Source organism: Pasteuria ramosa (assembly GCF_056496785.1).
This window is the reverse complement of record NZ_CP143099.1, coordinates 1,294,486-1,317,958: the sequence shown is the minus strand read 5'-3', so window position 1 is coordinate 1,317,958 and position 23,473 is coordinate 1,294,486. Positions and strand designations below refer to the sequence as shown.

Sequence of the window (23,473 nt, the reverse complement as noted above, 5' to 3'; positions counted from 1 at the left end):
TATATTCACAATACGGATAATAAGCTTTCTCATGAACCAAGATGACATAATGCCTGTTTTATTTTTTTAAGCTAAATATGCTGAAAACCATTTTTTTAAATAATGTTCGGAAAAATGACAAAAGATGACTTTGCTCATAGCCATTATAGGTACCGCAAAAAGCAAGCCAGTAATGCCACCTAGTTCACCTCCAATGAGTAAGGATAAGATGACAGATAATGGGTGAAGGTCTAATGTACGTCCAATAACATTTGGTGAAATAATGTTACCTTCGATTATTTGTACAATTAAGTTAACAATGATAACACCTATAAGTAATTCTGGTAGAAATAAGAAAGAAACAACCAGTGCGGGGAAAGCTCCAATTAGAGGTCCAATATAGGGAATGATGTTCGCAATCCCTACGATGCTGGCTAATAATAAGGCGTATGGTAAGCCGATGAAGATATAGCCGATGTAGGTAGCGATAAAAACGAGGAAACAGATAAAAAGTTGACCCCTTATATAATGGCCTAAAATGTGATCGATTTCACTAAGTAGATTTAAAACTTTCTGTCTGTGTACATTGTTAAATAAACGAAAAATGTAACGTTCAAAAAGCGCAGCGTCTTTAAGCATATAAAAGGAAAGAAATGGTACAAGAAGGATTGTTAACAAGCGGTCTAGTAACCCTGTTATATCCATAATCAACCTTTCGATCCATTTACTTAAACTTTCCTCTACACGATCAAGAGAATGTTCAATGCCTTCCCAAATAAAGCTAGGTAAGTTTTGTTCGCCTTGTTGATGATAGAGATGTAAAGATGCTTGAAAACGTATGATCCACGAAGGAAATTGCTTAACTAATTGTTCAAGTTGCTCTTCCAAAGTTGGCAAAGCTAAAGTGACCACGATGACACCAAAACAGATAAAGAAAGCATAAACGATTGTTATTGACCAAGCTGATGACAGACCAAAACGACTTATTAATCCCACCATAGGATGCAAAACATATGCCAAGATGGCTGCGAAAACAAAGGGAGAAAAAACAGCTTTAATAAAAAGCCAAAGATTGTGCAAGTGATCAACAAGATAAGGCCAAAAGAAAATGATAAAAAAAAATAAGCTCATGATCAAAAAAAAGCGGAATAATTTTGAATGAGTTAAATTCACAATAATCCCCTTTATGAAAACCATCTTTATCTACAATCCAAACCAACTAGTCCGAAAAATGACAAATATATATGATACAACACGAAACATATACAATAAAAATAATAGTATTTTTTATAATCCGGAAAATGGCCAAAATTAACAAACCATGGACAAGTCTGTTTACTTATCCATGGTAAACCATTAATCGTAATTTAAGTTGATAACAAACGTCGCATAAGTCTTTTTTTAAACCAAAATATCTTGTACATACTATAAGAAAGATAACGCCAAAAATTGCAATTTTTATAAAGAAAACAGGTGCGTTTTTTTTGTTTTCTACTAACTAAGATAACTAACAAACCACCTAATGCAGTAAATAATAATCTTTGCCAACAATTCTTTGACATAATAATATATCTCCTAACACTTTTTATTTACAATCTGCTTATTATGCTTATTAAAGCATTAAAAAACATATGGAAAAATAAAATGTTTTGAAATTGTAATACAAAAATCAAACTCGGGAAATATGGTTAGCATTGTTTGGAAAAAGATCGTTTAAAACACTAAGACTACCATCTTCTTCTATTTGGTAAACAGATAAAATACGATTATCTTCCGTTGTCATTTCGATAAAACAATGCCAACAATACAATTGATTAGTACCAACTTTACCAAGATCATGTGAATTGCAATTAGGACAACGCAACACTATTCTTCCCTTCCTTCATCGCGCATCTTTAAATTGGGTTCAACAAGCAAGAAGAGAATAATCGGATAGATCACCTATATCTCTAAAACACAAGTTGCGAAAAGCATTTTGGATGGCTCGGTCATATATCAACCGCCCCATATTTAACCCTGCAACCGAAATTCCCTGAGATGCGCGATCGTTAACTTCACCCCCTTATGCTGTTAGTATGGGGAAGATGATAGAGCGCACATACAGGAAAATATTACCTCATAGCAGCAATTAAACGGCGAGATAAACAATCATAACGATTTTCTTCCGATTGTTTTTTGACACCTAAAGCAAACGCCGACCATTCACCACATAAAATAAGAGTCGTTTGACTCCGCGTCACACCTGTATATAAAAGATTTCGCTGTAACATACGCCCATATGAATGCAGAACAGGCATAACAACAACTGGGAACTCAGATCCTTGTGCTTTATGAATGGAACAAGCATACGCCAGTGTCATCTGACCTAGTTCATCTTTAACATAAGGAATTTCGGCATCATCATACTTAACCCAAAGTATCGGCTCATCTTGCTCAGCATGCGGATCAAGAGCGCTAATAAAGCCAATTTCACCATTGTAAACAGCTTTTTCTGGGTGATTAACGATCTGTAAAACCTTATCTCCTTGGCGAAAAAACATACCATCACGGAGCATAACCTCCGGCTTATGACTACTAGGAGAATTTAAAGCAGCTTGTAATTGCTGATTAAAAACATCAATACCCTGAAGCCCTTTGTACATAGGGACTAAAACTTGTACATCACTCAAACTGTACCCCTTACGCATAGCCCTAGATACTAAACGCACGACTAAAGGTACAATTTGCTCATTTCGACAAGGTAGAAAATAATAATCATCTTGGCGGTCTTTCCATTCAAGACCCAGTTCACCTTCTTTAATCGCCGAAGCTAAACGTATAATAGATGATCCTTGCTTTTGACGAAAAATTTGCTGTAAAACAACACGTTTAATTTGATCAATACTTATAAGCTGTTGCAAAAAATGACCTGGCCCTACAGATGGTAATTGATGCGGATCCCCAACGAACAACAATCTCATATGCTTGGGAATACTCTGGAAAAGCCTATATGCTAAATTAACATCTAACATCGAAACCTCATCGACAATCAATATATCGCCTTCAAGGGGGTTTTTTGGTCCATGGGTAAATTTTTGTTCCCCAAACCAGCCTAACAAACGATGGACAGTCATCGCTGGCAAACGTGTCGCTTCAGACATACGCTTAGCTGCCCGACCTGTAGGCGCTGCCAATAAAATGCGCGCTGCTTTTTTTTGTAATAATGTAGGAATAATATCAGTCAACAACTTACACAATGACTTCAAAACAAACGTCTTTCCTGTACCTGGCCCACCCAAAATTAAAGACATAGCTTCCGTACAAGCCATCTGCAACGCAGCTTTTTGTTCCTCTGCATAAACGATCTCATCTTCTTGTTCCATTCGTTGAAACATCGATGTCCAAAAAGCAGCATCGACATCAAGCAAACAAGGCGTCTGTTGCAAAAGAGCTTTAATCCGCATCGCCAAAAGTTCACTCGCATGATGCAAAGCGGGTAAATAATACTTCTTACCTAAAACAATCAATGAACGTTTCGACCATAGGTCAGCTAAAATACGAAAACGCCCTGCTTCAGTAAAATATCTTTCATCTATATCATCTAAAACTTCCGATACCTGCGCTAAAAGTACATGTTCAGGTAAAAAAAGATGACCTTGTTCCTGCGACGCACGTTTTAAAACCCAAATCACCGCCGCTTGAAAACGCATCGGTGCATCTTTAGATATCCCGCATTTATGAGCCAACATATCAATACGTTTAAAACCTAAACCATCTATCTCTTCCAATAAACAATAAGGATTATCCTGCAATAAAGACTTTGTCTTTTCGCCATATTTAGCAAAAATACGCGTAACAAAACTATCACTTAAGTTTAAAGAATAAAGAAATAAAAACGTCTCCTGAGCAAGTTGCTCAAGATGCAAAGCATCGATTAAAGAAGTAATCTTGGTTTTACTTAAAATCCCCGCTAACAACTCGGGTTCTTTAACGATAAGCGCAAGAGCATCCTCGCCCAAAGCATTAACAATTTTCGTCGCCGTTTTTTTACCGATACCTTGAAAAAGCGAACTAGCTAAATAATTGACAATTGCTTCATATTTCCGTGGAAAAGTCAACAAAATTTGCTCAGCTTGATAACGCCAACCATATGAAGCATGTCTTGTTAGCGTACCATAACATACATAAATATGCTGACATTTCGGTTGAACGACTTTACCGATGACCACAATCATCTCTTGTGTAATTTCTTCCGAAGCCTCTTCAACTGCTAATTGAAAAACAGCATAATGATTACTTTCATCATAATATAATAAATTGCTCAACATCCCACGTACAAAAGAACGCTGCTTAACGGTCATTAGTTAAACCACGCCAAGACTGACAAATATAAACGATCTTCTGCGCAGCTAGCTTCACCTCATCAAGTGTCGTTGACATACCAAAACTAAAACGAAGCGCTGATACTAAGCGTTCCTCAGGCAATTGCATCGCTTGTAAAACATGCGAAGGTTTCCATGTGCCAGTAACACAAGCAGCACCAAAAGAACAAGCAATACCTTCTAAATCAAGACACATGCGCAAAGCAGGCGCTTTAATACCTAAAAAACTGATATTAACAATATGTGGTAAAGCATATAACAGATCACCATTAAGCACCATAGCTAATTCACCTTCATATAGCGCATGCAAAAAAACTTCACGAACCTGCATCAAATGATCATAATGAACGGGGCGTCGGTCAAACGCATAAAAAAGCGCGGTAGAAAAACCTAAAATACCAGCTAAATTCTCAGTACCTGCTCGTTTACCATGCTCTTGATGACCACCAAAAAACAAAGGACATACAGGAACATCATCCCTCATAACTAACAAACCTGTCCCAGCAGGACCTCCAATCTTCATACCCGCTAAAGATAACGACGTCGCAGAAAAATCTAGCGGCAAAAGACCAACAGCTTGTACCGCATCAACATGAAACAAAATATCTTGCGAAGCCAAATACAAAGCTATTTCATCCACAGGATGATAAACACCAGTTTCGTTATTAACATACTGCAATACAACTAAACCCGTATCTTTCGTAATAAAAAGCTTCAAATCAGCTAAAGATAACCGCCCAGAAGGATTTAAAGGAATCCGCTTAACAACAAATTCAGGATAATCAGACAAAACTTGAGACTTCTTCTTAACAAAAGTCATAACTTGCTTCAAAAGAGATGAATGCTCACCTTCTGTAATTAAAAGCTCAAACTTACCTCTTTGATACGATTCATAAACTAAACTATGCAGAGCCAAAGCATTCGCCTCTGTACCACTACTAACAAAAGTAATCCCCCGAGGTGAAACACCAAACAATTGCGCCACCCGAAAACGCGCTTCCTCCAACAAACCCTTCAATCTACGCCCAAATAAATGAGTACTAGATGGATTGCCAACGATATCACCAAAATATGGTAACATGCTTTCCAAAACACCAGGAGCTAAATTTGTCCCAGCAGCATGATCAAGATAAATATGCCTCTGGCTAGGAATCATAGATCGTTTATCACCTATCTTAAAATTATGCATCAATCCATTTATAACCTCCTAGCAGTTAAAAGCAAAAAATATATTAAAAAAATATAATATGTAAAATTGTGATCAAACAAAAACAAAAAGTAAATTTCACAAAAATACCCTCAGAACAATTCTATCGGTCTCTAGTAACAAAACGCAATGAAAATTTTGCACTAAAATAGCCACACTAAAACAAAACGAGTTTTGATAGTTAAAAACCCTTGAAAAAAATATAAAAACTAAACAGTTGATCAGTTGCATTAAATATAAAAAAGAATTCTATATAAAACATCAAATTAATAACAAATTAACTTAATAAAGTTGATCAGTTGAATTAAATATAAAAAAGAATTCTATAAAACATCAAATTAATAACAAATTAACTTAATAAAGTTGATCAGTTGCATTAAATATAAAAAAGAATTCTATAAAACATCAAATTAATAACAAATTAACTTAATCAAAAATTAAATTAAAGATAAATTAAAGATAAATCAAAACTAAAAAACACAAATAAACTAATTAAAAAAGACAGTTATAAAATAGTAAAAAGATAACCTAAAGATAAGCATTCTAAATAGTCGTTTAAATAAATGAAGTTCCTTCGTATAATCTAATAATAACATCGATCTTCATTAACATAAATAAATTTTTAACTCATTTGCGATGAAAAAACTGCATAAAAATAACCATGAAAATAGCAGTTTTAAAAGCAAAAAATAATTTTAAAAAGTTTATCTCGAAATTAAAATCATCAGATTATATTTTATAGCATATAAGTTTATTTGTCTACTATATAATTAAATAAACTAACTTATCTACTAATGAAAAAAAAATGCCCGCATGATATAATTAATTATCGCAAAATTACGAGGAGGTTGTCCTTTTGTCTATCAAGAAAAAAATATTTAAAAAAATTCTAAAGTATACTATCCAAGAAGCACTTAAAAGAAGTACCAAAGTAAATACTAATCAACCAATGTCTCCAAAAGTTAAGATGATAAATAGTATATTAAAAATGCTAAAAAAATAATTAATAAAGAAAAGAGGATCTAGATAACTAAAATCATGAAAGAACGCCTACAAAAATTCTTGAATCGCTGCGGATATGGATCAAGACGATATTGTGAAACATTAATTACCTCTGGCAAAGTAAAAATAAACGACCAATCAGTTACTCAATTGGGCGTTTGTCTTAATACAGAAAGCGACAAAGTAACGGTTGATAATAAATCAGCTAAACCCGAAACTGTAAAAACAATTTTATTTTATAAACCGCTTAGCGTCATAACATCCATGAATGATCCTTGGGGACGCAAAACAGTAAATGACCTATATCAGGAAATAAAAGAACGCCTATACCCCGTAGGAAGACTTGACTATCAAACAGAAGGTCTTTTGTTATTGACAAACGATGGTACCTTGGCCAACTTTATAACACATCCTAGATATTGTTGCGCCAAGGTTTATTATGTAATTGTACGAGGCATCTTAACAAAACCAAAAAAACATCAGCTAGCTCAGGGTATAAAATTATCTGATGGATTGACAGCAAAAGCAGGCGTTGCAATTCAAGATGTAAAAAATAGACATACTTTTATGCATCTAACAATTTACGAAGGACGAAAAAGACAAATACGCCGCATGTGCCAAGCAATCGGTCATCCTGTTGTACAACTTAAACGTATTAAAATTGGTGAAATTGAAGATCAAAAACTGAAACCTGGTCAATGGCGACATCTAACACCTAAAGAACAGGAATATCTGGATAATCTAAAAACAACTAAACCATCAACTAAAAAAATAACCAATCAAATACAACAAACTAATCATACTAACAAAACTAACAAAACTAATCATATTGACAAAACTAATCAAACATATAAAACAAATAACAAAAAACCTAAATCACAAGCAGCGAATAACAGCAAGAAACAGCAAAAATCATTCCATGCGGGGCGGAAGAGGACGTGAACAATAAGCTCAAAAAATGTAGCTGCGGAAATGATAATCATCTCGATAGTTTATTATGCGCAAAATGCGGCAAACCGCTTACTGATGATTTAGTAGAGCAAAAAAAATTTTTGAGTGCTATGCGTTATGAAGGACAGCATAGGTACTCTCAACAAAAAAACCTATCAATTGTAAATAAAATATGGGCTTTTTTTTCCCGTGTAAAAACAGCAATCGTCCTGATTTTATTAACAACTGGTGCAACTATTTTAGGCAGTATCCTCGAACGTGAAGTTTTTGTACAAGCTATCGATAAAGCTGCTTATTATAAAGAAAAATACGGCTTAATAGGAACCGTATTTTATAATCTTAGGTTAACTGATGTGTATACTACCTGGTGGTTCATCAGTTTGCTATGCTTAATATGTATCTCTCTTATAATCTGTAGTCTGGATCGTATCATACCTCTTTATGCAGCACTTTCACGACCCACGATTAAAAAAGATAAACAATTTCTGCAATTGCAAAAATTTTCATGTAAAATACAGCTAACAGATGAACGAACAGCCCTATTAGAAATTAAAAAAAATCTTGATAAATTAAAATATAAAATTTACGAAAAAGATAACGCACTGCTAGCCGAAAAAGGACGCTTAAGTCGCTTTGGGCCATATATAAACCATATCGGTTTAATTGTTTTTTTGATCAGCATTGCCTTGCGTAATATACCTGGATGGAACGTTGATCAAATTGTTATAGCACCGCCAGGGGAAATAGTGGCTATCCCGAACACCGATTATATGTTAAAAACCAATGAATATCAGGAAAAATATTATGCTGATAAGAAAACGGTCCAGGAATTTAAAAGCGATGTCACCCTTTATGGTCTTGATAAAGAAACACTTAAACCAACAAATGAACTGGCCCATGGAAAAACAGTTGTAAATACTCCTTTTACATATAAAGATTTAGAAATCTTTCAAACAGCTACAAGAACGCAAATAAGCAATTTATGCGCTTTAGTTTTTGCAAAAGAAAAAAAACATTTTTTAGGAAAAATTGATTTCCCTTTAAATAATATAAAGCTAAATCAATGGTCCCCTTTAAATCAAGACCATAGATGGCGTATGTTAAAATATTATCCTGAAGGAATGGATGACAAAAATGATATATTAGACGATATTTTTGGTAAATTACCGGTTATTGATTTAGAAATAGACTCAAAAAACCACTCAGATGGCGAAAAAATACGTTATCGTCCTTTCATGGAAATAACAACTATCGATGGTAATAATACAAATTATCTCTTTGAAACAGACGACAATTGTTCTATTAAACATCAAAAAGTTCCATTATTTACAATCCGCATTGACAGAGCATTGCCTTTTATATTCATAGGTGGGTTAATCTTCATTATTGGACTTTTTATAGGTTTTTATCGGCAACATAGACGTATTTGGGTAATGTTAGAAACAGAAGACAACATTACCACATTATACTTAGGCGCTCATACGAATAAATACCCCCAAGGACTCCAAAGAGATTTAGCTAAGTTACCATTAAAAGATGAACCTTTTAAAGATAATTATATTTTATAGAAAGATAAAGAGAAAAAATAAAAAAAACATAAAGCGAAAAAATAAAGAGAAAAGATAAAGAAAGGATTTTTATGCAGATGGAGCCATTATTAGAATCCCTTTTACTAACGTCTTTCTTGCTCTATCTCTTCGCAGCTCTGATATTTACGATACAAACAAATATCAATGTACAAGGGAAAAAAATTGATCCGCAAAAAATTAATGATCGTCTCTTAAGTGATAATAATATCGTTAATTTTAATAATATAGAAAATAAATATAATATTAAAAAGATAACAAAAAAGATAACAAAAAAAAATTTGCCTCTAATCATGATTGGTATAGGTATAATCTCACATATATGCTTCACAATATATCGCTGGTGGTTGAGTGGAACATTCCCCTTAAATAATATTTTTGAATTTTGTATCTTTTTTTGTCTATCTATTGCAATTATTTTCCTCTCCCTCTATAAGACCTATCCTTCTACGACATTCGGGATGTTCACAATGTGGTTTGTTGTAGCTGCCTTAGCATATGCAGCTGTATTTCCACAAGATATTAAACCACTTATGCCAGCCTTACAAAGTCATTGGCGATGGATACATGTACCATTAGCAGCTATCGGTCAAGGTGCTTTCATCCTCGGATCAGTTGCTGGTCTAATTTATCTATTACGCATACTTGATCAAATAACAAAAAAAAGAACAGCAATTTTAAGAGGGCTAGAAACAGCAATTTGGTTTCTATGTGTCTGGTTAGGATATACAATTTTCATTTGGTTCAATAAACTATTGCATGGACCATATAATGTAACATACCCTTTAACATCCTTGTTCATCGACAACACAAATATAATATACGATATACCACCTCTAATACTCCCACCCGAAGGTCAAATAACTGGTTTCTGGCAATCAATTGCTTTAGAAGCACCTTTATGGTTAAACAAATACGAAAATATAACTTCATTAACAAAATATATAAATACCATCACTTGGGCTATCTTAATAGGTAGTACGAGCTATCTTATAATGCGCCTCATCGCAAAAAAGCAACTATCGATCATCCTGCATCGTTTAACAAAAAACCTATCCCCCAACAAAATAGATGAACTAAGCTATCGTGCTATTTGCATTGGATATCCCCTATTTACATTAGGAGCCCTGTTTTTCGCCATGATTTGGGCACATTTTGCTTGGGGAAGATTTTGGGGATGGGATCCCAAAGAAAATTGGGCCTTAATAACTTGGTTATTCTATAGCGCATATCTCCATCTAAGACTATCACGTGGATGGAAAGGAACAAAATCAGCATGGTTAGCCATTATAGGTTTACTTATTATCCTCTTCAATCTTTTTGCAGTAAACTATCTCTTTTTTGGCTTACACTCATATGCTTAAAAAAAAAACAGTTATTATGACTGTTTTTTTTTTAAGCATATGCAGCCCACGGGTACCCATTTTTAAACACAATTTTATACATTTTGTTACCTATTTGATAATTCAGTTTATATTTTATATAAAATATTTTAAAATAAATTTTTTAATCAAAACCCAAACTCGTTATATAAATAAAGCTAACTACATTATCTTTTAAAGGCTATTTATATCCAGGAAGTAAGATAAATTTATTATTCTTAAACATCACACCGGTTTCTTCAGATAAAACAGAAAAATCCTTTATATTGTTTTCAATATTTATCTTGCTTTCTTGTTGAAGAGATACTAAAATAGCTGCTATTTCTTCTCTTAAGATAATAACTGGAATACCTTGTTTCTTATTTACTTTATAAACTAACTTATTAATCAAATCATTTTGTAAAATCATCATAAGCACGCCAAATTTTCTCAGATCCAAATCTTGTCCATTTACTAAATCTTTCGCATTATCCGTTATCTTAAAGAGCTCTTCGATCGACTCTTTATGATCCGCAGTAATTTTGAATAAATTTTGCTTAAGTTTTAACAATTCCTGTTTTAAATCATTACCCGATAAAGAAGATATTTTATGAAGGTTAGCTTTAAAATTCGCTAATAAAATATTTAATTGATATATACTAGATAATTATTTGCTATATTTATTCGCAAATTTTAAAAATTTATGCCAAAACTGTTTTTGTAATTTATTTTGCGAAATTCTATGATAGGATATATTAACTTCCTTAGATGTTAAATTAGGCAACCATTTTTGCCAATAAGCTTTAACTTTAGCTTGTGATTCCGCATGCTTCATATGTCTATCTTTAATCAAATAATCACTAAATATTGTTATAATTTTTAATTTTACTCTTTAGCTTGCTTTTTTATCTTCTTTAACTTCTTGGAATTTCCCTAAAGCTAGGTGAGCATTAAACATTGCGCATATTAAATCAAATTGTTCTGGAAATTTTTTAGGATTATTACGATATCTATTAGAAATAATCTTAAATATTTTTAACCAACCTATAACTCTTTCTACCAATGATCTTTTACGAGAAATTTTTTAATTATACTCCTTTTGTTCCTGAGTCAAATTCTTTAACTTACTTCTTTTATATGGTAAAATCACGTATAGAAATAGCTTTTGTAAGCCCTGAAAGCCTAAATCAGCGATTAAAGTGGCATATTCATATAACCATGGAATGTACGAATCTTTAAAAAGCTTAAAATCATGTACACTACCAGGTGAGAAATTTGTGTAGCCAATAGAAGCTGTTTCAGCACAAATTGCAAGGAAAGACTTCATTGTTGGATACTTTTTTATTCCAGATTCATATTTTTTATTACATTTTTTTGGTCTTTCTATGCGCACTTCAGTACAATCGAATGTAAACAAACCAAATATGAGCGATGCAAAATATGGGCTCTGATTTGTAGGATATCTTTTGGATAATACTTTCTTGGCGATACCTTGTATCTTTTGTGTGATGTTATTAACCGCGCTTTTACTAATACCAAAAATTTGTGCAATCATTCTATTTGTAAGCCCAAGAAAAAAATTATGGAAAAAGAAAAAATTATGAAAAAATAAGTATACTTGATTTTCAGGGTCGAGGATATTTTGCCTTCCACCCTTTCTTTGAGTCTTTAAATTTATTTTTCTAACTCCATTAAATATTTTTTAAAAGATGATTTTATCTACACAGACAGCAGACATGAATTTACCTTCATCAAATGCTGCTATTTTGGAATATTCCATATTTAAGTATTTAACTTTAGATTTATACATATATGCTTAATACTCTCTTTATAAATATCAAATTTTATAGTAGTATGAGCTTGTCCAATAACCCATGTTACATAGTGTTTAAGAACCTAATTTAATACACAAAAAGCTATGGTAATGGCTATTTTTGTGTATTAAATTAAACATTACTAATCGGCTATATTAATATTTCTGGACAAGTCCTATATATCAAAAAAAATAACAATATAAATATAACATTGTGATTTTTTTTGATATATATTGCAATATTAAATTTAAAAATATTAGAAAGAGATAAAATTATTTCATTAAAACTTATTTTTTATCATAAACTGAAAACTATTAATAAAATATATGAATTTTGGTATATAATTATTAATATTCAAATAATTGCAACATTAGTATTTATATATCTTAAAAATATATAAAAGGCAGCTTGATTTTAAGCTTTTTTAATAAAATTTTAAAATTGACAATAAGTACCAATAATCTGCACTAATCGGCTATATTAGTATTCTTGGAAAAGCCCTTAGTATCTCTAATATTTTGTGTACTCATCTTAGATTGTACTGAACTACAAATAGAAAGACAAAAAAAGATAATAAAAAACATGAATATGGAAGAAAAAGTATCCAATCAAGAAATCTTTAATTGCAATTTGTGCTGAAAAAGCTTTGATTGGCTATACAAATTTTGCCTCTAGGATTGTACATAATTTTAAACTGTTTAAATATGCACATACTCTTTGGTTATAAAAATTGAACACTTTAATTGCTGATTTAGGCTCACACAAGAGATTCCCATACGTAATTCTATCATCTAAAAGAAGTAAGTTAAAATATTTGACTAAAGAACAAAAGATACATGATCAAAAAATTGCTCTAAAAAGATCATTGGTAGAAAGAGTTATAGATTGGTTAAAAAGATTTCAGATTATTTCTAATAGATATCATAATAATACTAAAAAATTCCCAGAACAATTTGATTTAATATGTGCTTCGTTCAATGTCCGCCTATCTTTAGGGAAATTTTAGAAAGTTAAAGAAGATAAAAAAGCAAGCTAAATAAATAAAAAATTAAAAATTATGATAATTTATATATGTATTAGTTAGGCAATTTCGATATAATTCCATTGGTTATAACTACAAAAATGAAAAATTAAACCTACCAATAAAATCCCTAGAAAAAAGAATCTTAGTTTTTTTACATTTTTTGCTTCTTTCAAATCCGTTGTATAGACATATAATACCAAAAATGCTATATTAATATAGATAATCAATTATTAATACTTAGCTTTGTTTATTTATTTTATAATTTTATAATATATTTTAAAATGCAATTTATAAAGCCAGTTATTAATCCGCTTAGAAATAACCCTTATCGGGGATTTTTTGTGTAATTATTAAGAAAGGAACACTTGTTTTCCTGCTTAAAATCTATTTTAAATTTTTACTGCATTTTCCAGCACGTACAGTATAAAATTTTTTTGTGAAATTTTAAAAATAACACAAATGTGTTGACAATCTATATACTAATTATATAAACAATTATATTTATATCTAAAATATCATAATCTTAGAGGTGTAATAATTGAAAGATATTAAAACCAAAAAAAACTTAAAAAGAATCTTACTACCTTCATTTTTTATCATAGGAATTACAGCTATTACAAGCAATGGTATATCATCTTTGAACCAATCATTAGCCATGGTTCAAACCGGATCACCAGCAATACATGGAAATAATAATTCATCCAAAATGATAAAAGAAAAAATTATAAAAGACAAAATTACATCATTAACTGCATTAATAATAAAATCAAATTCAAAAGCAGAAGAAGCCAAAAATTCAGGAAAAAAAGCACTATTAGGAGAAGCAATTACATTAAATGAATTAGCAGATGAATTAGATAAAGAAGCAGTTGAAACATATGAAAGAGCAGAGGAATTCCGAAAAATAACAGATGAATTAGTTGACTTATTCGGTGAAGAAGAAGCATATAAATTCTTAGATGCCGAAGCAGCAGATATAGTATTAGATGAAGCATATAAAGCAGAAGATAAATTGCGAAAAGTAGCAGTTGAATTACGAAAAGCATCAGAACTTAAATTATTAAATGAAGCATATAAAACAAAATATAAAGTAGCATCTGACTTATATGAGGCATATAAAGCAGCATATAAACCGCAAGAATATGAAGCGGCACATAAAGCAGCATCCAAAGCATATCAAGAATATAAAGCAGCATATGAAGCATACACAGCAGCAGCAGATATAACAGATGAAAATCGAATACCAAAAAAAACATTACATGAAATGTTAACAAAATTAACAAAATTAACAGCCGATTTATATACAAAAAGAAAATTAGCAATTACAGCAGAAGCGGCAACAAAAGAAGTAATAGAAGTATTAAAAGTATCAAAGGAAAAGCTAAAAGCAGCAGATGATGTGCTAAAAGCAAAAGATGATGTGCGAAAAGCAGCAGATGAAGCGCGAAAAACATTAGATGAAATGCGAAAAACAGAAGATGAAGTGCGAAAAGAAGAAAATAAAGCGAAAACAGAATTAAATAGATATAAATACAAAGAAAATGATGTGCAAAAAAAATCTAAAAAGAAAATATTAAGTCCAGCGGAAAAAAAATTAGCTAAAGCGCAAGAAGAATTAAATATAAAAACATATAAAGAAGAAGAATTAACTCCACTGATAATCAAATTAGATGCTGCACAAGATGAAGCAGACTACGAAATTACAATCGCAGACGATCAAGCCGCAGACAGCGAAAAAGCAGCCATAATAGCCGAAAAAGCAACACCCGAAACCGAAGAAGATACCGAAAAGCTGCGACTAAAGCTGGAGAAGAAGCATAAGGCCAGAATTTTTGAAAATCAAAAATTAACTTAAAAATTTTATTATAATATAAATTTAATTATTTGTTTATACAAAAAAGATAATTTATATATTTGTATCGTTATAATAAATTTAATTATATTTATTAATGGTAAATAAAACCTAGGCTTTTACCATATTTATCCTTTTTAATTGTATTTGCAGATTTAGGTTACCTCTTTAAATTGATAACAGGAGGACCTTAGTGCTACTCTTAATCCTTTTTTGCACGTGATAAAATAAGCTTCACAGATATAGTAGTCATATTCAAATACGATATATTTCAAGGATGAAATGAATATATCAATCATATCTTCTATTCGATCAGATTCTTTTTTAGCATGATATTTACGTAATCCCTTTAGAAGATTAACATTACATGTATGTGTACAATAAATTTCTACAAAAATTTGTAAAATTAAGTATCTATCTAAAGCTTTGCTGGATCTGCCTTGGTATCCTTGTAAAGAAAGATAATTTTTAGCTTTTATAAAATGGGTTTCGATTTCCCATCTTTTCGAATAATAATTTAGAATTTCTTCATGACTTAGCTTCATATCTATGCAAATAAAAGCTTTTGATTTAGATATATCTTGACCTTCCTTAACGCAAATGATGAAGTAAATTGGGATATTAACCCCAATTTACGAAAAAATTTGACCAAATGAGATTTATTTGTTAACCTACAATTAATAGACATTCTTTATCCTACTGTTGTTTTTTGTTAGGAAACTTATATTCTACACAGGGGATAGAAAAATGTCTATTTTTGTTTGCAAAATCTTAAAATATAATATATTGTAACCTTTGGAAATACAATAACATTTTATTATTTTTATTAAAAATTTACATTTTTTTGCTTTTTTTCATGTACAGTAGTAATTATATCGATAATACATACCGATTATTGTTTTATTCAGTGATTTATATTTCATTTCTAACTATTAATTATTTCCCAAAACAAAACAACATTGTCCCTGACTTTAGAAAAACTTATATCTGCACTACAATTTTTTCACTATTTGAACCTTCTGCTAAACGCTTCCCTACTATTGCTGAAGGTGCTATTAATGGGCTTTGTAGATATCCAGATGGTAAATTACTACTCTTACTATTCTTATTTAAATCATCTGGGCCTTCCGCTAAGCGCTTCCCTACTCTTGCTGAAGGTGCTATTAATGGGCTTTGTAGATATCCAGATGGTAAATTACTACTCTTACTATTCTTATTTAAATCATCTGGGCCTTCCGCTAAGCGCTTCCCTACTCTTGCTGAAGGTGCTATTAATCGGCTTTGTAGATATCCAGATGTTAATATCTTTGTCTGATTGAGTGCATAATTAAAATTCGGTAATATCGTATCTGATAATCTTGTATGCAATGAGAAATCATCTATGGATGTTAATTGAGATGATCTTAATAATTTAGGATCAATACTATGTAAAACCTTATCTATATCCAAAGGTATCTGTGAATTATCTGCTAAATTTCCTAAAGAAATAGATTTATTTCTTGTCAAATTTTTGATAAAAATCTCTAGGGGTAAATAATCAATACCTGCAGACAAAAGATCTGCACTAAATAAAGTCATTTCATATATAAATTTGTCTTTATATTTAAAGTAAAATCTTTTCCATTCATCTCCCTGAAAACTGTCTATTTTATCTTTATTTTCATTATATTCCTGATTGAGATGAAAGTCCGAAACTTCTTTACCGAAAGAATCTTTATTATTAATTGTATCCTGTATTTTCAAAATAAGTAACTTCAAAGGATAAAAAAACGGATAGTATAAAGGATTCAACAATGTATTTGAGACCAGGCTAGTATAATAAATTATTTTTAATTTTTTAAGCGCTTCTTCCCTTTCTTTCATATCTAATGCCATAATTTTATGTCTATATGCATCTAAATTAGCATCATATTCTTTTAAATTTTTTTTGAAACTTTCATATTTTATCATATTATTATTAACAAAATTTAATTTTGATGTTATATAACTTAGCGGATCTTGTGTTCGGTGTGAAATTAGATCAAAAACTTCCTGCAAAATCATTATATTAGAACCAAGTTTATCACGAAATAATTCAATTAATTTATTTCTATTAACAACATATTCTCCCATAAGAGGTGGCTGTAAAGATTTAGATGAAGATTTTAACAAATAATACAAATTCTTAATTGCTGCAACAGGCAAATTATCTGATAGCAATTCTGAGAAAATGTTCTCTAGTGAAGAGTCTAACGTAATATCCAAAATAGTCAAATCATTTCCTATTTCAGGTCTTTTTTCTTTTTCATATATATTTAATTCTTGGTTCAAAATACCAATATTTTCTTTTGCTAAATTATAGTATAAAAGTGCATCCAATTGATTAAAAAATATCGTAAATCGATCACCATTTATATCAGCTAAAAAATTCTTTAAAAGATCACCCGTTATTGTAACTTCAGGCTCCTTTGTAATTTTTGATAATAATATTTTAAATGCATTATAAACATCATTGATTGAAAAATCATGAACTTGATTTTTGATTTTGATATAAATTTTATCAATATTACCATCGCCTAACAGTAATTTGAATTCATCTAAATATACATCATAACGTTGTTTAAGAAATTGACTAAAATGATTGATACGTCTATGCTTCGAAATACTATCTATAAAATTAAAAGAATTAAAAAATTCTAATACTTCATCAGCTATCTGTCTTTTATTTTTACTATACTCAGCATGTTTTAAATCCCTACTGAATTGATTACGAATATCATCTAAACTACCATTACCTAAATATGTTTTAAAATCTTCCAAAGATATATCAACTGATAAATAATCATATAGAGGTAAAATTATATCATCATTTGAAATTAAAGGTGAATTATATATCATATCTTCCAAATAATCAGCAATTAATTTAAATATATCTTTGCTTGCAATGAAAATTTCTTCTATTTTACCATTTTTAAATCTATATCTATCATTATAAATAATATTTTTAAATAAATTTTCTTGATATTTTATTAAACTATTTAAATTAGTTTTATAATTCGCACCAGAAATTTGACGAAAAAAATCTTGAACACCATGATCCGAATCTAACTTTTGTTTGAATAATTCTTTTTCTTTCTCAGTAGCATTTGTGTGATGCTTATTAATCAAATACTTATAAACAATCTCCTTAAAATTATAAATCTTTCCATCTGACTTTATATTAGAAAGCAATTCTGAACGAAAGAAATTTATCAATTCATTTGCAAATACTATATTCTGTATGCCTGCCCAATTATTTTTAGAAAGACCCTCTGAATTAGTTTTTAAGGATTTTAAAGAATTACTTGGAAATATGTCTACATCAGTCACAAGCTTAGTTTTATTCATGCCATCTTCATAGCTAGAACCAAGTAATGCTTGAAATTGATTTAATTTATCATTTGAATAATATTTAAAAAATACACTTTCAATTCTTTCTTTATAAGAAGCTAATTTCTGATATGAATAAATATATGGTAATTTTTCACCATATAGACGCATATATTCATCTGCTATTTTTTGATAAAACAACGGCATCGTATAATCAACAAAAGCACTCCACAGCTTTATGAGGTGCTCATCACCATATGTATGATAATACTGATATAAATGATCTTTAATCTCTTTTGCTTTATTATCTTCCAAATGAATCTTCGCAATCTCTTTATTTGTCTTATGATCTTCATCTATTATAAGACGTGCAGAAGGTGACAAAACCATCGGAATTACATAATGATTTTTTGTAATAGGACTAAGTAATTTCTCTATTTCATGACGTCTTTGTTGATAATTATAATAATGATTTAGAAATGAATTTAAAAAGGTTTTAAATAAATCACCATCTATATTTTTACGAAAATAATCATCTATAAAATACAAGGCTATTTTTTCATCTATTATATATGTCATAGCATCAATTGCTTTGGATAAATCTTCAGTTTTAAAGGATTTTTTTATTTCAGCTAAATCCGATGTAAGCCAAACAAAAATTTCGCGATATTTATTAAATTTATCCCTGACGCTATCTTTAAGCGCATAGCTTATTTGTAATTTATCCATTATATAAACAATAAACTGATCCCACATAAGATGCGGATCATGATCCAAAATAAAGTTATCTTGGTTTTTTTTAATATTCAACCAAAATTCTTTTAATTCTTTAAAAAAACCTAAATGGCCAATTTTTGAGACTGCGGTCGAAATATCATTAATTTCACTAGCTGATTGTAATTTACTAGCAATAAAATTTATAGTACTTTGCTCAATATTCGCCATAAAAGCCGAAAATGGCGTACCCAAATTAGTTTTTTCATTTGAATCAATAAATTCTGCAAATTTATTTTGAAATAACGCTAAATTATCTCTAAATGTTGGCAAATCACGAAAAACTTTAGGCAGATATTCATTAAATGTGGACCAATTAACTAAATCTAAAAAATTGTTTTTTGTTGATATATGCATCAAAAAATCTTTAAATAAATCCTTAAAAACCAACAAAACAGTATCTAGATCATTGTTCCAAGGTATAAAATGGTTTTTTAGCTGACTGTCTTTTTTTTCCAAATTACCTTGCTTAATATTTTGTATAGCATTTTCTCTGCTAAAACCTAAAATATCAATCCATTGATTATAGGGTAAATCATAAATTAAAATATTACCAAAAGTATCCTCCTTAAATAGCCGATAAAAATCTTTTTTGATCTCCAATAATGCTTCCATAAGCAATTCTTGTTTATTATTATGCTCATCATTACGAAGTTTATAATATTCGTTTAAAAGTTTATACCTATCTGGATTTAAAATAGAAAAATACCTAAACAAGGCATCGGAAAATAATTTCAATCCTTGACTACTTTGCTCATAATTTTGATACTTATCTTTAGCTGCATCAAAAGAACGTAAAAAGTTATCAATGACATTAATAGCTTTAGAACAAACATAATCATCCATCGTCATACATTTACTTTTGATCGATGTAATCACAGGATTTATAAGATCAACAAACTCACTCGTTATTAACTTAAGAGTCGTTGGATAAACATCACCTCTACCTCTGGCGTTATTTATATAATTATTCATAACATCTTTCATATTTGTCTTTTCATCATGAGATCTTGCTAAATCACCTCCGCCATATACAAGATCATTAAATTCTTGCGACCTTATTTTTGTAAGATGCTTAATAAAAAGATCATCGATCATCGATCCATCTATATCCTTAATTTTTTGGATATCATCCAAAAATATACGCGAAGAGTTCAATTCTGTTAATAAAACATCTTTAAACTCATCTAAGTCTTTTTTCAACACAACTAATTTATCATTTATTTTAGCCTGTTCTAAAGGCATAAAAACACTTAATAAAAATTCCATAACTTTTGCCAGCGATATTTGATCAAAAGAACTTATATATGATTCAAATTTTTGATTAAATAGTTTAAATAACCCTCGATAGTTTTCTAGCGCTTCCGGTGTTTTATCCCACAAACTAGCTTTATAATATTTCTTATATTTACTAACATTCTCACGAAATAAGTCTGATATTTCCTGTAATTTATTTTTTTCCGATGGGAAATTAAATGCAAAAGCTTCTATAGAAAACAAAGCTTCATCAACATATGTTAAAGCCTTAACATAATCACCTGGTCGATAATTTAGCATAGAAAATTCCATTAAGTATATCGCTTTTTGCAAATAAGCTTCCATAGAATAAAAGCACAATTTTACATATCGATCATTTATCATATTTAATTTTTCGGCTGAATAACTACCTTTGTTATCTTCTTTAGGTATTTTATTTAAAAACAATCGCAAGTAATCCATAAAATCATTTTCTTTATTTGATTCAAGCAACAAAACACCAGATAAATTACTACCTGGTAAAATCAAAGATTCCCACAAAGCTGTTGATTCTTTTTTAGCTTTATATGTCATTGCAGCTTCAGAAAATTGATCCTTATATAGCAAATAGTTTTTTTCTAATAATTCTTTCATATGGTATAATTCAGATTCTAACTCAGAAGTTACACTTACAGAAAATCTAGCTGGAAAAGTTGATAAATCTTCCAATGCTTCCTCAAATAACTTAAATGCTGGTTTGTCTATATCTAAATTTTGCAATGCATTATTAGCTTTAATTATTTTATCCGTCATAATAATATACGATTTTTTAAATTCATCATTTATCCCAGTTTCTATAGCAGAAACAGGATTGACAAATAAATCAGTAAATGACTCACCTGCTGAAAAAACAAACCATGAATATATTAATTTATATCTAAAATTAGGCATATCCATACTTAATCCCCTTATACGAATAAATGATCTATATTTACTGAGCTGGTCCAAAAACAAATTTAAAGAGCGTTTAAGAACCTAATAACATGTAATAAAGGATATAATAATGACTACTTTTGTGTTTAAATTCTATAAATAGTTTTAAAATATAAAAAACTAATATATTGTAATTCGAATCTAAACATATCATAAATAAAAAAAATAGCCTTCGATCTTATCCAAAAATCTGTGTTGAAGAGAGTTTAAAAAACTAATAAGATGTACTAAAAATTATGATGATGACTATTTTTCATTCAAACTATACAATCAAGATTTTATAGAAATATTTGCTTTCGATACAAAATATAACGTTAAATAAACATATTTTAATATATTAAATTTAAAAAGATATTTATAATAAAAATCAACTCTTAATTTATATAAACAATATATTGCGAATATTGCGAAATATTAGTTATATAACTATAACTATAACTATAACTATAACTATAACTATAACTATAACTATAACTATAACTATAACTATAACTATAACTATAACTATAACTATAACTATAACTATAACTATAACTATAACTATAACTATAACTATAACTATAACTATAACTATAACTATAACTATAACTATAACTACCATACCATTAAATATAAAATTAAAATAATTTATACTATATAGCAAAAAATGTTAAAAAATAGAAAAATAGAAAAATAGAAAAATAGAAAATTTTTTTTCGAGATGATAAACCCACTTTATATTTCTCTAAAAATTCATCATTGATAAAATAAACATCCTGTATCTACTAAAAATAGCTGTAAAAACGTTAAATAACTGTAAAAAATGTAATTATAAATTTAGATAGGAAAAAACACAAAAATAGACATTCTATCATTCTAATGTATAAAACAGAAATTGTTCTGAAACAAAATCCAAAACAGATGAGAAAAATAAATATCGACTAATATACTTATTTTAACACAAAAAGAAGGTTTGAACAAATATTTTACAAGATAGAAAATACAACTCCATTTTATAAAATAAGTTTTAAATCGGAATTGTCCAGAAATATTAATATAGCCGATTAGTAATGTCTAATTTAATGCACAAAAATAGCCATTATCATAGATTTTTGTGCATTAAATTAGAGTCTTAACCCCTATTTAACATGGGTTATTTGAAAAGCTCAATGTATGTAGAAAAAACAGACCTCATAACGGATGTTAATTCTACAGAAGAAGCTAGTCTATAATTATGCTTCCTTATTACTGTAATTAGAGCTGATCCAAGCATCGCTGTAAAGAGCGTTTAAACACCTAATAGAATGCACTAAAAGTTATATTTTTGTGTTTCAATTCAATAAATAGTTTTAAAATTAACTTGTACGATTAAAAATCAAAGATATTATTAATTATAATCAAAGCGACCATAAATAAGTAAAATAAGTAAAATAAGTAAAATAAGTAAAATAAGTAAAAAATTTTCCTGCAATTTATTGTTTTGATTAAATATAGTCTTTAAAATCTTCTCAAAGTTTCTAAACCCAAATTAAACACAACATGTACTAATTTACCATAACTACAAAGACCTATATCAGAAACATCGACATCTCACGAAACTTCATTTTTATATTCTGGTAATGGAGGTAATTCTGAATCTCTACCTTTATTTATAATAGAAGGCGTGGAGGTTACGCTGGATAAAGTTAGATTTTTTAGTCTGGAAAATTTTAAAAGACGGAAAAAAACACTCGATGAACAAATTAATTTTCTATCTTCATACGCAGATTCTTCATCACCTATGGTTAATAGATATATTGATGATTTTAAGGCAGATTCAGCAAAGTTGAATAAGTTTAATATAGGGATGGCTATTGTATGTGCATAGAGATAACAAAAGTATAAATTTCAAATATAAATTCTTATTAAATCAAATTATGACATTCTGTTAGGTTTATTATTTTTATTTTATATCTATGCTTAAAATTACAATATTATCTAGTGTTTGTTGTGGTTTTTATATTTAA

19 protein-coding genes are annotated in these 23,473 nt (G+C 29.6%); 7 read left to right on the top strand and 12 right to left on the bottom strand.

Annotated features, from left to right (window positions below; genetic code table 11):
- Positions 1-66: 66 nt before the first annotated feature.
- The 5 genes from VS182_RS05625 to VS182_RS05605 all read right to left on the bottom strand — a co-directional run bounded on the left by VS182_RS05625 (position 67) and on the right by VS182_RS05605 (position 5,529).
- Positions 67-999 carry an AI-2E family transporter gene (locus VS182_RS05625; protein ID WP_479492437.1) on the bottom strand — a complete coding sequence of 311 codons (933 nt, stop codon included), beginning with the start codon at positions 997-999 and terminating at the stop codon, positions 67-69.
- Between the two features lie 347 nt (positions 1,000-1,346).
- A complete protein-coding gene (locus tag VS182_RS05620) occupies positions 1,347-1,541 on the bottom strand; it encodes a hypothetical protein (protein WP_479492436.1) in 195 nt (64 codons plus the stop codon).
- Positions 1,542-1,648: 107 nt separating this feature from the next.
- Positions 1,649-1,846: a hypothetical protein gene (locus VS182_RS05615; RefSeq protein ID WP_479484270.1), complete on the bottom strand. Its 198-nt coding sequence runs from the start codon at positions 1,844-1,846 to the stop codon at positions 1,649-1,651.
- Positions 1,847-2,090: 244 nt separating this feature from the next.
- Positions 2,091-4,319 (bottom strand): SF1B family DNA helicase RecD2, encoded by a 2,229-nt coding sequence (gene recD2, locus VS182_RS05610; RefSeq protein ID WP_479492435.1) that lies wholly within the window; start codon positions 4,317-4,319, stop codon positions 2,091-2,093.
- Positions 4,309-5,529, bottom strand: coding sequence for a cysteine desulfurase family protein (locus VS182_RS05605; RefSeq protein ID WP_479492434.1), 1,221 nt, complete (start codon positions 5,527-5,529; stop codon positions 4,309-4,311). Before VS182_RS05605 ends, recD2 begins: the two co-directional genes overlap by 11 nt.
- An 874-nt stretch (positions 5,530-6,403) precedes the next feature.
- On the opposite strand from VS182_RS05605, the gene VS182_RS05600 reads away from it, so the two are divergent.
- From VS182_RS05600 to ccsA, 4 genes are all read left to right on the top strand, one after another.
- Positions 6,404-6,550 (top strand): hypothetical protein, encoded by a 147-nt coding sequence (locus VS182_RS05600; RefSeq protein WP_479484273.1) that lies wholly within the window; start codon positions 6,404-6,406, stop codon positions 6,548-6,550.
- 35 nt (positions 6,551-6,585) lie between these two features.
- On the top strand, positions 6,586-7,491 hold the full coding sequence (locus VS182_RS05595) for a pseudouridine synthase (RefSeq protein WP_479492433.1): 906 nt from the start codon (positions 6,586-6,588) through the stop codon (positions 7,489-7,491).
- Positions 7,488-9,068 carry a cytochrome c biogenesis ResB family protein gene (locus VS182_RS05590; RefSeq protein WP_479484275.1) on the top strand — a complete coding sequence of 527 codons (1,581 nt, stop codon included), beginning with the start codon at positions 7,488-7,490 and terminating at the stop codon, positions 9,066-9,068. The genes VS182_RS05595 and VS182_RS05590 overlap by 4 nt, the downstream gene beginning before the upstream one ends.
- A 71-nt stretch (positions 9,069-9,139) precedes the next feature.
- Positions 9,140-10,450: a cytochrome c biogenesis protein CcsA gene (gene ccsA, locus VS182_RS05585; protein WP_479492432.1), complete on the top strand. Its 1,311-nt coding sequence runs from the start codon at positions 9,140-9,142 to the stop codon at positions 10,448-10,450.
- Between the two features lie 199 nt (positions 10,451-10,649).
- Here ccsA and VS182_RS05580 read toward each other — a convergent pair whose 3' ends face one another.
- From VS182_RS05580 to VS182_RS05565, 4 genes are all read right to left on the bottom strand, one after another.
- Positions 10,650-11,018 (bottom strand): hypothetical protein, encoded by a 369-nt coding sequence (locus VS182_RS05580; protein ID WP_479484277.1) that lies wholly within the window; start codon positions 11,016-11,018, stop codon positions 10,650-10,652.
- A 96-nt stretch (positions 11,019-11,114) separates the two neighbouring features.
- Positions 11,115-11,282 (bottom strand): hypothetical protein, encoded by a 168-nt coding sequence (locus VS182_RS05575; RefSeq protein ID WP_479492431.1) that lies wholly within the window; start codon positions 11,280-11,282, stop codon positions 11,115-11,117.
- Between the two features lie 57 nt (positions 11,283-11,339).
- Positions 11,340-11,510, bottom strand: a complete 171-nt coding sequence (locus tag VS182_RS05570) for a hypothetical protein (protein ID WP_479484278.1) — start codon at positions 11,508-11,510, stop codon at positions 11,340-11,342.
- Between the two features lie 21 nt (positions 11,511-11,531).
- The gene (locus VS182_RS05565) at positions 11,532-12,002 is read right to left on the bottom strand and encodes a transposase family protein (protein WP_479488600.1); all 471 of its coding nucleotides are present in this window, start codon (positions 12,000-12,002) and stop codon (positions 11,532-11,534) included.
- 989 nt (positions 12,003-12,991) lie between these two features.
- Here VS182_RS05565 and VS182_RS05560 point away from each other — a divergent pair.
- Both VS182_RS05560 and VS182_RS05555 read left to right on the top strand, forming a co-directional pair.
- Positions 12,992-13,267, top strand: a complete 276-nt coding sequence (locus VS182_RS05560; protein ID WP_479488601.1) for a transposase family protein — start codon at positions 12,992-12,994, stop codon at positions 13,265-13,267.
- 556 nt (positions 13,268-13,823) lie between these two features.
- Positions 13,824-15,140, top strand: coding sequence for a hypothetical protein (locus VS182_RS05555; RefSeq protein WP_479492430.1), 1,317 nt, complete (start codon positions 13,824-13,826; stop codon positions 15,138-15,140).
- A 152-nt stretch (positions 15,141-15,292) separates the two neighbouring features.
- Here the strand turns inward: VS182_RS05555 and VS182_RS05550 are convergent, their stop codons facing one another.
- The 3 genes from VS182_RS05550 to VS182_RS05540 form a co-directional block, all read right to left on the bottom strand.
- Entirely contained in the window at positions 15,293-15,682 is a 390-nt protein-coding gene (locus VS182_RS05550; RefSeq protein WP_479484282.1) for a hypothetical protein, read from the bottom strand.
- Between the two features lie 2 nt (positions 15,683-15,684).
- Positions 15,685-15,825, bottom strand: coding sequence for a hypothetical protein (locus VS182_RS05545; RefSeq protein ID WP_479484283.1), 141 nt, complete (start codon positions 15,823-15,825; stop codon positions 15,685-15,687).
- 293 nt (positions 15,826-16,118) lie between these two features.
- Positions 16,119-21,452, bottom strand: coding sequence for a hypothetical protein (locus tag VS182_RS05540; RefSeq protein ID WP_479492429.1), 5,334 nt, complete (start codon positions 21,450-21,452; stop codon positions 16,119-16,121).
- A 1,678-nt stretch (positions 21,453-23,130) separates the two neighbouring features.
- Between VS182_RS05540 and VS182_RS05535 the strand changes: the two genes are divergently transcribed.
- A complete protein-coding gene (locus VS182_RS05535) occupies positions 23,131-23,334 on the top strand; it encodes a hypothetical protein (protein WP_479484285.1) in 204 nt (67 codons plus the stop codon).
- Positions 23,335-23,473: the final 139 nt, after the last annotated feature.